Below are 11,561 nucleotides of genomic sequence, written 5' to 3'. Positions count from 1 at the left end.
CCTAATTCCTGCTTCCAGCGTCCCAGAACGTTGGGATGTATTCCCAAATTCCGGGCGGCCTCAGATACTTGATACCCTTGTTCCGTTACCAGCTTTACTGCTTCTTCTTTGAATTCTTTTGAATGCTTACGTCTTCTTTGCTTGCTCATGGGACACCTCCTGAGTTATTAATAATACACTCTTAAGAAAGTGTCCAGAAATACTCTACCACCTCAGTTTGATTGTGCACCACATGAAGAATCTTGTCAGCGTCGGAATATCCATGATGTTCCTCTTTTATCTTTCTGCATCCAATGATTTAGCTAAGTTCGCGTCCTATATCCTATGTGTCCTTGGCACGCTTGCCCCAGCTCACGCGAAGCACGGCATAACCAAACAATCCTGAAATAAACGTGCCGATCAGAATACCGAGTCGCTCCAGCCCCAGATAGGCTGTGTTGCCCTGTTCGAATGCCAGCGATGCGATGAACAGGCTCATGGTGAAGCCGATGCCGCACAGTAACGCGGTGCCATAGAGTTGCCACCAGCCGACTCCTTCAGGAGGTGACGCGAATCCCAACCGTATCGTAATCCAGCACATCGCCAGGACCCCGATCTGCTTGCCGAGAAATAATCCGGTCACGATGCCAAGCGGAACAGAATGAAGCACTTCGGCAAAAGAGATTTCCGTTATCGAGATGCCTGCGTTGGCGAACGCGAAGACCGGCAGTACGCCAAAAGCCACCCACGGATGCAGCATGTGTTCGAGATGGCGAAGCAGCGATTCAGGTGCGTGTGCAGAAAGAGATCTCTCCGGCACACGCAGTGGGATGAACATCGCCAGGACGACGCCTGACAATGTGGCATGCACGCCGGACTTCAACACCGCCACCCACAGCGGAACGCCAAAGAGGAAATAGGCAGCGGGCTTCATCACACCCAGGCGATTGAGGCATGCGAGGCCAAGTATCAGAATAGCCGCGATGGCGAGCGAAAGCAGGGACAGCTCGGCCGTGTAGAATATAGCGATCACGACGATAGCTCCAAGGTCGTCGAAGATGGCGACACTCATCAGGAAGGCTTTCAGCCCGGTTGGAACACGCTTTCCGAGAAGTGAAAGCACCCCCAACGCGAAGGCAATGTCTGTCGCCGTCGGGATGGCCCACCCTCTCATCGCTTCGGGATCACCCCAGTTGAACGCCGCGTAAAAGGTCGCGGGCACTATCATTCCACCCCTGGCGGCGAACGCCGGCAGGCTCACCCGGCGCAGACTCGATAAGTGCCCCTCAACCACCTCCCGCTTCAGTTCCATACCCACGAGGAAGAAGAACACCGCCATCAGGCCGTCATTTATCCAGAGCAACAGGGGTTTGACAATTCCGAAAGTGCCGATCCTGATCTCGAGGGGAAGATTGAGCAGCGTAGCGTGGTAAACCGCGAGAGGTGAGTTAGCGAAAACCAATGCAAACACGGCCGCCAACATTAATAATAATCCACCCGCAGGTTCCAGGCGGAGGAAATCCCGGAGCAGCTTCAGCACCTTGTCGGCTGGGGGAGGTGTGTGCGTTCCCATAGGCAATCAGCAAAACCTGTCATCTGCTACATAATGTATGTACAGATCCATATAAAACCTCAATCCATTCACATAGCAAAGTCTAAATATCAATTTTCATCATGTCAATGATAATTTCTCAAGCGCACGTTCCTGATTCCTATCGTTCGATCTTATACAGCAGGTCCGCTCCGCTCTGGATACCGAGTTCTGTCTGCACCAGCCATTTTCTACTGACCTGGTAGCGGGTCCGCACAGTGCTGATCGGCTCGAAGAGCCCGATGCCGTAACTGATATAGAGCCTGGGTGAGAGGTACTTGCCGATGACCAGGACTGACTCCTGCGGCGTGACCCCGCCCTCGACCTCCAGTTGCTCCAGGCCGAAGAGTGAACCGATCCGCTTGGCAAGCTTCTCCCCGCCGCTCAACCCGAGAGAGAGTGCAGCATTATACAATTGCTGACCTTCAGCGCCGGAAGCCTGCCGCATGGGCCGGCCAAACAGAAGATAGGAAAGCGCATCGCCCTGGTCCATGGCGGGTGTCGAGAAGAGATCAAGCTGCGGATCTTTCAAGGTGCCCCGGACATTGACTCCGGCAATCACATCCCCGGTCCGGCGTGTGGCCCTCACGTCCAGGCCAGGATTGTCAATCGAACCTCCGGAGAAGACCAGCCGGCCTTTCTCTATTTTTAGCTTTTGCCCATAGGCCTTGTACAGCCCCTGCATAACCTGCAATTCTCCGGTGCCGGCCGTCAGCTTTCCCGGCACGTCCACGGCGGTGATATCCCCTGTGATATCCCCGCTGAGACCGAACCCGTCAAACTTCACCTGGTCACCCAGGACCAGCCTGACCTTGCTGTATATTTTCCATTTTTTTTCTTCCTTTGTTTCACCGGATCCATTTACAATCACGATATCCTTGGACACCCTGGCCGTCCCTGCAAGATCCCGGGGGGCAAGGTTTGCCCTGGGAATGATCAGCTTCCCTTCAAGGTCTGCACGATACCCCCGCACCATCAGCTTCAGGTCCGGTGAGACCACGACCTTTGCCTCAGGTGTTTTAACGGCTTCAAAGTTCGTCCCCTGGATGCTGACCACGATCGGCCATCCCTCTTCAGGCTTCAGTTGGGTCTCTCCGTCTATCCGGATCGTGCCCTCACCGGAACCGGCCTTCCCTTCAATCCCGAGGGCCCCGTTGCCATCGCTTAAGACTGAAAGCCCGACATCCTTGAGTCGGATACCTATATCCGGAAGATTTAGAGCCCCATGTTCGATGGAGGACCCGCCAGTGACAACCGGCCTCTGGAGCGTACCGGAACAGGTAAGATCGGAATTGAAGGCCCCGCTTATGTTTTCAATGGCCGGTATAAAAGCGGGTATCAGATTGAGCGATTTCATCCGGGCGCGCAAATACCCATGGACCGGCTGATTTTCTTTGGATGCCTTCAGGAGAGAGAACCCGGGAAGGGTCAGTTCGCTTCGAATATAATCTTCATCCTCTGTTGAAATGCCCGCCTTGGCAGTGAAGGCCTGTTCGCTGAGTATGGCGTCGAACTTCCCCTCGGCAAACCCGAGACTTATCTTTTTCCCCATGCCTGTCGTGTAGTTGAGGGCACCTGGGGAGGTCTGGAGTGTGAGCTCTCCGGTGATGCCCTTCTCTTTGCTGTACTGGAGGCCGGAGCGCCCGCTGACCTTTCCCTGCAATACAGTCGACCGGGGGAGCAGGGGATTCAGGGTGGACAACGGCAGATCGGCCAGGGAAACCTCAAGTTGGGCATCCCTTTGTCCATGCCGCTCCCCATGAATGCAGGCGGCGGCGTCTTCCCGGCTCCAGCACCACGGTCCGGCCGCCGCTTCCCCAGAAGAGAGTGTGAAAGCCCCGGGTTTTCCGAGGATCCAGCTTCCGAAAGCCTCTGAAGAAAGGTCCGCCTTTTTCAACAGGCCGCTCCATCGGTTGTCCCTGAAACTCCCTTCGATCCGGAGATCCAGCAGATCTTCCTCTTTTTTCATTTTTAGAGTGACCTCGTGGGCCGATACCTTTCCCCGGCCTTTCACGCTGAGTGAATCGATCTGGTGAGTACCCATGAGGATTCCTTTGGATCCGATGTCAAGGCGTGAATCCTGCCGGTCCAGAAAGTCAATGTCCATGTCGGCCTTGAACTCACCTGCCTCATACCTTCCGAAACCCGCATCCTGTGCATCGAGCCGGGCGATGATTCTCGGGAGCCTTCTCGGCCCGGCGAGACTCCCCTGGCCCGTGATCATTCCTTTTCCACCGGGAGCGAGATCCGCCAGGTTCGCCGCATGGATATCCCACTTCACATCCCAGTTCTCTGCAATCGTGCCGGAAGCGGTGATACGGGCTGACCCTGAAGTGAGTTCCAGACCGGACAGGGTATATTGGTCCCCTTCGATGCCGAGCAGGGACCGTGCCCGAAACGAATGGCCGCGCATCTGGCCTTTGAGCTGCCGGATGTCGAGGGAGATTTTCGGTTTTCCCTTGTCCACACTTCCCGAACATGCCGCATCAACAGAAAGATTCCCTTTCCACTCCGGCCAGGCCGCTCCGGGATCCAGACCCTTCCCGTTCAATGCAAGGTCCCAGGCGACCCGGGGTTCCCAGCTCACCTCCCCTTTGCCGCTCAATTCCCCTTTGAGCACCCGGGCATGAAGCGCGCCGATCGACAGTCCGCTTCGGGACCCCCTGCCGCTCAGAATCCAGTCTCCGCTTGGAATGCCTTTGCCCGACACACTGGCCGTAAGATCGATGCGGTAATCCTCGGGAGTCCCCTGGATGCTGACCTCGCCCTTGGAACTCTTGACCAGGGAGTCCTTCCCGGTCAGCGGCCAGGAGAGGGAACGCCACCCGCCTTCCAGTTTAAAAGAGTTCGTACCATTGACCGGAGCGTACTCCCCGCGAGCTTCCAGCCGGGTGCTTTGCTCCGGGACCGACAGGATGAGCTTTTCGACCTGCCATGTTTCATTCCTCTTTTTAAGAGAAACATCCCACGAGACGTTCCCGAACCTGGGCTCGAAGCTGGTCAGGGACCCTGCCAAATCAAAATCTGAAAACCCTCCCTGGCCCTTGAGCTCTCCGCCGAGAACGATTTGAGGCCATCCTGCATGGAGATCTCCGGCAGGAAATTTCCGGACCGTGAGTGTCGCTTCCCAAGTCCCGCTGTCCAGGATATCTCTGAGCGTTCCCTGGAGCCGGGCGGCTGAGGGGCCATCCAGCTCATGGACGACTCTCAGTTCTTTCAATGTCCCTTTGATCTCACCTTGACCCTTGATCCGGGCGAACCCATGGGGCTGGCCCGTCCATTCTATTCCGAGGTCCATGGGATAATCCCCATGAGGATTGAGTTTGCCCTTGAGGCCCGCCGTGAACCGGGACGACGAGACCCGGATCTCCTCGATGGAGATGGACTCCGGCCCCATGCCGGCGCGCATGGAGACCTCGTCGATCAGCCAGGGGGCCTCGGATCCGGAACGGAGGATGGAGATGCCCCTGATCCGGGCATCCTCGAACATCAGATGCACCGGGATACGGATGTCAGCGGGCTTCTTTCTTTCAGCCGGACGGACTTTCTTTTTCTCTTTGATGCTGATCTTCAATCCCTCGGCATGGAATGCCGTGATGTCCGCTTTTAAAAAAAGAAGGTCCGCCGGTTTCCAGTCGAGGATAAGATGGTCCAAGTCCACGGTTATCTCTTCCGTATGGTAGCGGAGGCCGGTGATCTCTATGGGGCCGACCAGGCGCCCGTCAAGGCTTTCTATGGAAAACTCTCCCGGAATGAATCTCTCTATTCTCGCAAAGAGCCACTTCAAGCCCCCTTGTGTAGAGGAGAGAAATCCGGCCGCGCCGAAGACGATGCCCAACAGAAGCAGGATGAATATGAGCAGACGTTTCATAGGTCAGGCCCTATGGTCAGATGCAGGCGCCAGGGATGGCCCGGGTCGCTGATGCCGGAGGCAAGGTCACAGCGGATCAGCCCCACAGGGGACTTCCACCGGATACCGAAACCTGCCCCTTTTTTGTACGGGTCAGAAAAGTTATCGATAGCGTTTCCAATATCATAAAATACTGCGGCACTCCATTTGCCGACCATGATATGCTCGTATTCCGCGCTCCCGACAAGCAGATATTTTCCTCCGACGACATCCCCTGCGTCGTTTGTAGGGCCGAGGGTATTGTAGGCATATCCTCTCACGCTCTGGTCACCCCCGGCAAAGAAACGTACCGAAGCCGGCAGATCCGAGAACTTATCGACCCGGGTCGCCCCCCCATCGCCCCGCAGGATGATCCTGCCGGACTCTCCCACACCATGGATCAGTTTGGTCTGAACTCTTGCCTGGATAAACGAGGCGTCTGAAAGCAGGGTTTTATGCGCCCCCCGGATGTCGAAAAAGAGCCGGTACCCCCTGGTTGTGTAGATGCGGTTATCTGCCTTGACCCGTGCCCAGCTTATCCCGGGCAGGAGGAGGTTGGAGCGTCCATCCTGGTCGCCTACGGTAAATCTCTCCTCCTGATAATTGATATATACCGTCTGCTTCCACTCATTGCGAATATGGATATGGCTGACTCCCATGAGATACGTCTCACTGCTGCTGGTGTCGGTCCTCTCATTGAACCACCCGGCCGTATAATCCAGGTGGTCGGTGGTCGGATTCTTAAGAGGAACGACATACCGGGTGGTCACGCTGTTTTTGATTTCAGAAAGCCTCAGCTCTGCATTCATCTTGTGGCCCCATGAATTGACCCATCGGTTCTCCCACCCCAGGCTTCCCCGCACACCGGTATCCGTGCCATAGCCGACCCCTGCGGTATATTTATCCCGTTTCCTGTGTTCAAGGGTGACATCCACAGGAACCTCCACCCCCTCGGCCTGATCACGGCCGGCCTTTATGTCGACCCGGTCGAAATAATCACTGTCATTGAGATCGTTCTGCAAATGGTAAAGTGCATCGAGGGTATAGGGATCACCTCTCTCAAGATGGACAAATCGTGAAATAAACTCCGGTCTGAATACCTCCTGATGGATGGTGACGTCTCCGAAATGGTAACGGGGACCGGTATCCATATGCAGATGGATAACCGCAGACTTATCCTCCAGCGTAACATCGACCCGGTGCTCGATCAGTTCTGCATCCAGATAACCCCTTTTTTCGGCAAGTTCCTGTAATGTGCGCTTTGCCTTTTCATAGACCGCATCTTCGAGGACATCGCCCTCCCTGACGGGAAAGTTCTCAGACAAAGTTTGAAAGCTTTCATCCTCGGCGCCGGGACCGGTCATCCGAAAATCAACCCGGGTGATCCGGACAGGTTCGCCGGGGTCTATTTTGTATCGGACGTGCCAGAGTGAATCATTACCGGAGAGATCCACCTGGATGCCCGGCATGTAGTATCCAAAGGGCCGGAGTGCAGACCGGATCTCGTCCGCCGCCCGTTCATGCAGCTTCCTGATCAGCCCTTCGGATAGATCAGGATGGTTTTTCTGCTGTTCAATGCTGAGGTAAGCCAGGACATTTTTCAGCATGGGCCCGCTAACCCCTTCAACCGTGACCTGAACGCCCGCTTCTGCACCCACTGAAAGAACGATCACGATAAAGGCCATAAAAAAAACAATTTTTTCATGGTCACGCATGGTATAGATCACCCGCACAGAGGTCCCCGCACCTGAAGATCGATTTTTTTATACTTTTTGTTTTTCTCTGAACAGGCCCCACCCGGCCCACACCCCGATAAGCCCGCCCAGGAGAAAAGAGATTAGCGCTAAAAAGATTTTCGACAGGGTCATTTCCCAGAAAAAGAAACGGATCTCAACAGACTCTGAATTCTGGAATAAGAAGAGAGCAAAGATCAGAAGCAAAACCATGATGATCATCGTTTTCAGACTTGTTTTTCCTGTGTCACCTTTGAAATATTTAAACATATAGAATCCCTCCTCTCCGGTTGTCACATGGTTCAAGGCCTCATTACTGGCCTGCTGAACCAAAGATTCTATTATAATGATTCAAGCCTGATTTAGCAAACCGGATAAAATAACCCGGGCCCTGTCAGGAAGAAAGAAGCAGACCTCATCTGGTCATTCCTCGACTCGGAGGCAGTATCATATTGCATGTCTTAGGCCGATTGTATATTTGTTCTGTCACCCCGGCAAGTCTTTAGCCGGGGTCCAAAACAATTATCGCTTTTGAATTCCATGGATTCCGGCTCCAAGCATGCCGGAATGACATCAGAACGATTAGCCCTACTAATTACGACACCGTCTCTCCATCGGGGAATTCAGCCATTAAACGGATTGTCCGGTCGAGCCCCGGTAAACCGAGGGCAGGCCGGACAATGACAAACAGTCCAAGACTTCGGTCGTTCTATATAATATGTTTTGAAGATAAAGGGTGGGACGGGGGATATAAAATCAAAAGTTTCTTTTTTTCGCCCGATTACTATTTTATAATTTTATGGACGTCCTCTTAGTTCCTGTCGCACGAAAGATGAGCCAAGCAGAGACTTGACCCCTCTTTCCCTCCACACCCGTTTTACGGACAGGCCCCCAGCTCGATTCGCGTATCGTCGATCCGCTTCTGGAGGGATCTGGCGCTATTCATGACCTTGCCGTTGATATTGTTGGCGTCGGCCATCATGTAAAAGCTGGTTGCCCACTCCGTGCCGTTGTACAACTGCTTGATCCCGATTTCCACCCCCCCAATGATGGGCAGCTGCCTGGCAACCCACTTCCCGAAGACCTTTTGGGCTGCCGCCATCTTGGTGATATCCAGCAGCGTCTTCAGCTCCGGGCTCTCCGTTTCGAAATACTTCTGCATCTTCGGGTCTTCGAGGATCTGATTCACCTCCTCGTTCGACGCATTGAGTTGCATGATCAGCGCCGACATACCGTCCTTGATGAAGGTCTGCCAGTCGTTGATGCTGCTGGTGACCTCGGCAACCTTGCCCGCCGAGGAGATCATATTCAAGCGCTGGATTTTTGCCTCCAGGGCCAGGATATCGACGCCTTCCTCCGCCATCTTCGCGGCGTTACGCGTGTAGATCATCTGAAGACGCTCCGCCGCCTTTCCACGGTTGGTAAGGCTTTCCAGCAGATTCCCGGTAAAGTACTCGATGCCGTCCTTGGCGGCATTCACCAAGGCGTTGCGGTTGGTGGACTTCCAGTCGTCCAACTGGCCCTGGGCCAGGAGGATGGTCTTGTTAAACCTGCTCCGCTGCTCGATGAAGCCGTTCAACTTGCGGGCAAGCCCTTTACAGTCCGGGGGTTCGATGATCGGTTCGCCGTTCCCATTGGGCTGGCGGGGGCTGCTGTTGACGGCCGTCGTTGAGGCATCCTTTTCCAGATTGCCGACGACGTAGGTGACGGCGCTTCTCAGATCCACCACCCTCGGGTCGTTCTCCGGGTCCACCAGCAGCCGAAGATCCGTCTCCGGCATAGTGTCCCCGAAGAAGGGGGTGGCGCCTGCCGATACCGCGGGGACCGGTCCCGTCATCACCCCAGCAGTGTCGAAGGGCTTTTTGGCGCCGGCGGCCAGGGACTCCATCTCCCCGTCAAGGGTCTTGAAGTCCAGCCCCTCCCCATCGCCATCGCTGACGGAGAGCTGCGCCCCCTCCAGTTGCTTGAACGCCCCCATCATGTTCCCACGGCCGGCCTGGAACTCATCGTCCCTGGACTGGCGCCACTCTTCCGCCTGGCGGGCTGCCCGGGCGGCGGCATCATGCTGTTCCAGCAGGGAATCCTGCCAGTTGCTGTTTTTCTTCGGCGGAGCGAACATAGAGGAGAGCATCCCCTCGACGATCCCTCCCACGAGCATGGCATTCAGGTTGGCGGAATCGGAATGGGTGTGCCCCTTCACCGATGAGCCGCCGCAGTTCAACTGCCCCCCGGCACAGGAACAGTTGTAGCCCTGCATCGCCAGGGCCTGCACAGATCCCTCGCAGTCCATGGAAGGGCCCGGTACCGTCGGGACGCCCCCGGCGTAGGTACAAAGAGGGTCAGCCGCAAGTGCCAGAAGCAGTGCCGCGGCCATAACGTGACTGGCGCCCCTCCGTGAGGTTGTCGACTTCATCCTTCCTCCTCTTTCACCATCCCATCCATGGGCCGCTCGGGACAGCGCCCTGAAGGATTACTGCAAACTGATCCGCTGGACCGTCAGGGAAATCGGCTCCACTACCCCCTTGCGCCGGATATCCAGGGTGACAACGGTACCGACCTCTCCGTGCAGGTTCCTGACCGCCTCCCCGGCGTTGAGGCTGTTGACAGGCACGCCGTCGATGGCCAGGATCTCATCCTCGTCCCGCAGCCCCGCCCCATAGGCCGCTGATCCCTCCTTAACTCCCACCTTCAGACGCCCCTGCCAGCCATAGTGGACCATGGAGAAACCGCCGTCCCACCACGAGGTGAGGCCATCGAGCCTGACACCCAGTCCGCCCGGCCCAAGGGGCCCGTAGATAACGTCTTCTACCATTTTCCTCGCGCCGGGCTCTACCCCCGCGCAACTGTCGTCCCCCAGCAGGGACATCTGCGTCACGGCCTTGAAACTCGTGCGCTCATGACGCAGCACCATCATACCGTCCTTGTCTCTCAACTCCCCCTCCACCTCCGCGGTATCGGGAGGGATGGTGCATTTGTCCGCCGGGACCGGTCCCCTGCTCCAGGTGCCGGTGAGACGGTTACCCCGCAACACCAACTGGTACTCGGCATGGACGAGGGCGTTTATGGGGACGTTGCCCACCAGCGTATAGGTAGAGCGGCACTCGTCCTCGGACACCGGCCGGCTGTCGGTCTTAAGGGTCATCCGGTTCCCGTCCAGGGCCAGCGCGTACCAGGCACCGTCCCGTCCGACCCAGGTACCGGCCCGCTCCCTTTCCTTCGCCGCCTGTTCCTGCTTGAATTCGATCTTGACGATCTCATCACGCACCCTCTGCGCATCCTCTGCCCCGGGGGAGACGGCGAGGTACTGACGGTAACTGGCGATGGCGTCGCCATACCGTCCCAACTGCGACTGCACCTTCCCCAAATTGAACCAGGCGACCCCCATCTGGGGGGCGATCTCCGTTGCCATCCGGAACTCATCCTCGGCCAACGCCATATCGTCACTGGACTTGGCCATCTCGATGGCGGCCATTCCCCGCAGTATGTGCCGCCGAGCATCCTCGGGCGTGCCGGTGGCCTGGGGCCTGGTCTCGGGGGCCGAAGCGGCCTGCAGCGAATCCCCCGTTGCCGCCGTCTGTACCGTCTTCTCAGTGTTGAGCGGCTGTACCTTGGTTGTCGGTTGGGTGGGTTTGTAGGCAGGGGTATTGGGAGCGGGCGGGGCCACGGCGCAGCCTGCCAGGACAATTGTGATGATGAGTGTTAGGGATAAATTTCGCATGGGGTGCCCTCCGTTCCATCGATAGAAATAGTGACACAATCTACTATTCATAAACGTTTTGACTCAATAACGTAGAAGTCCGTGAATCGAACCCTTATAAATATTAACATGCAACATGACAATTTGAACATCAAAAAATATCGAAAGCAAAATTCATCACCGCCGGTTCGATTTCAGCTGCACTGACTGGTTATCTCCTCTTTCATTTTTCTTTTGTCTTTATTAAGTCTTCCATTACTTTCTTTATATATGATGCACATCCCTGCAACGGATCGTTATAATGTTTTTCTTTTTCTGACTTCCCTGATGAATTAAGATATCCCGCAGTTTGACCATTAAAATACCAACTCGCGCAAAATAGGGACCAAAATAGGGATAGCGACCGTTATTTAAATGGTCGCTGTCCCTATTTGTTTAAAGAAACTTTCAGCCACTGCGTTATCCCAGCAATCACCTTTCCGGCTCATGCTGCTAATCATGCCGTTCATTTCGAGGAGCTTTTGAAAAGCATGACTGCAATATTGGCTTCCCCGATCTGAATGCAGGATCAAACCAGGGGCCGGACGACGGTGCCCAATCCCCATGCGCAGCGCATCCATGACCCGTTTCTTGTTTATCCGATGACTCATGGACCAGCCCACAACCCGACGG

The 11,561-nt window shown here is 55.7% G+C and carries 6 protein-coding genes and 1 pseudogene; all 7 read right to left on the bottom strand.

Annotated elements, in window-relative coordinates; translation table 11 throughout:
• Positions 1-322: 322 nt before the first annotated feature.
• Positions 323-1,516 carry a Na(+)/H(+) antiporter NhaA gene (gene nhaA / locus AUK29_02695; protein ID OIP65469.1) on the bottom strand — a complete coding sequence of 398 codons (1,194 nt, stop codon included), beginning with the start codon at positions 1,514-1,516 and terminating at the stop codon, positions 323-325.
• 175 nt (positions 1,517-1,691) lie between these two features.
• Complete coding sequence (locus tag AUK29_02690) at positions 1,692-5,441, bottom strand: hypothetical protein (GenBank protein ID OIP65467.1); 3,750 nt, start codon at positions 5,439-5,441, stop codon at positions 1,692-1,694.
• On the bottom strand, positions 5,438-7,174 hold the full coding sequence (locus AUK29_02685) for a hypothetical protein (GenBank protein ID OIP65468.1): 1,737 nt from the start codon (positions 7,172-7,174) through the stop codon (positions 5,438-5,440). Before AUK29_02685 ends, AUK29_02690 begins: the two co-directional genes overlap by 4 nt.
• 48 nt (positions 7,175-7,222) lie before the next feature.
• Positions 7,223-7,498 carry a hypothetical protein gene (locus AUK29_02680; protein ID OIP65466.1) on the bottom strand — a complete coding sequence of 92 codons (276 nt, stop codon included), beginning with the start codon at positions 7,496-7,498 and terminating at the stop codon, positions 7,223-7,225.
• A gap of 571 nt (positions 7,499-8,069) precedes the next feature.
• Positions 8,070-9,566: a hypothetical protein gene (locus tag AUK29_02675; GenBank protein ID OIP65465.1), complete on the bottom strand. Its 1,497-nt coding sequence runs from the start codon at positions 9,564-9,566 to the stop codon at positions 8,070-8,072.
• Between the two features lie 96 nt (positions 9,567-9,662).
• Positions 9,663-10,910 carry a hypothetical protein gene (locus AUK29_02670; GenBank protein OIP65464.1) on the bottom strand — a complete coding sequence of 416 codons (1,248 nt, stop codon included), beginning with the start codon at positions 10,908-10,910 and terminating at the stop codon, positions 9,663-9,665.
• 389 nt (positions 10,911-11,299) lie between these two features.
• Positions 11,300-11,561, bottom strand: a pseudogene (locus tag AUK29_02665) (transposase).

It is taken from the genome of Nitrospirae bacterium CG2_30_53_67 (genome assembly GCA_001873285.1).
GTDB lineage: Bacteria > CG2-30-53-67 > CG2-30-53-67 > CG2-30-53-67 > CG2-30-53-67 > CG2-30-53-67.
The sequence above is the reverse complement of the archived record's forward strand: the minus strand, read 5'-3'. Positions and strand labels throughout refer to the sequence as shown.

What these genes read in the sequence shown, in the direction of transcription:
- AUK29_02690 (OIP65467.1), bottom strand. Translation starts at nt 5,441, where the DNA reads ATGAAACGTCTGCTCATATTCATCCTGCTTCTGTTGGGCATCGTCTTC.
- AUK29_02685 (OIP65468.1), bottom strand. Translation starts at nt 7,174, where the DNA reads ATGCGTGACCATGAAAAAATTGTTTTTTTTATGGCCTTTATCGTGATC.
- AUK29_02675 (OIP65465.1), bottom strand. Translation starts at nt 9,566, where the DNA reads ATGGCCGCGGCACTGCTTCTGGCACTTGCGGCTGACCCTCTTTGTACC.
- AUK29_02670 (OIP65464.1), bottom strand. Translation starts at nt 10,910, where the DNA reads ATGCGAAATTTATCCCTAACACTCATCATCACAATTGTCCTGGCAGGC.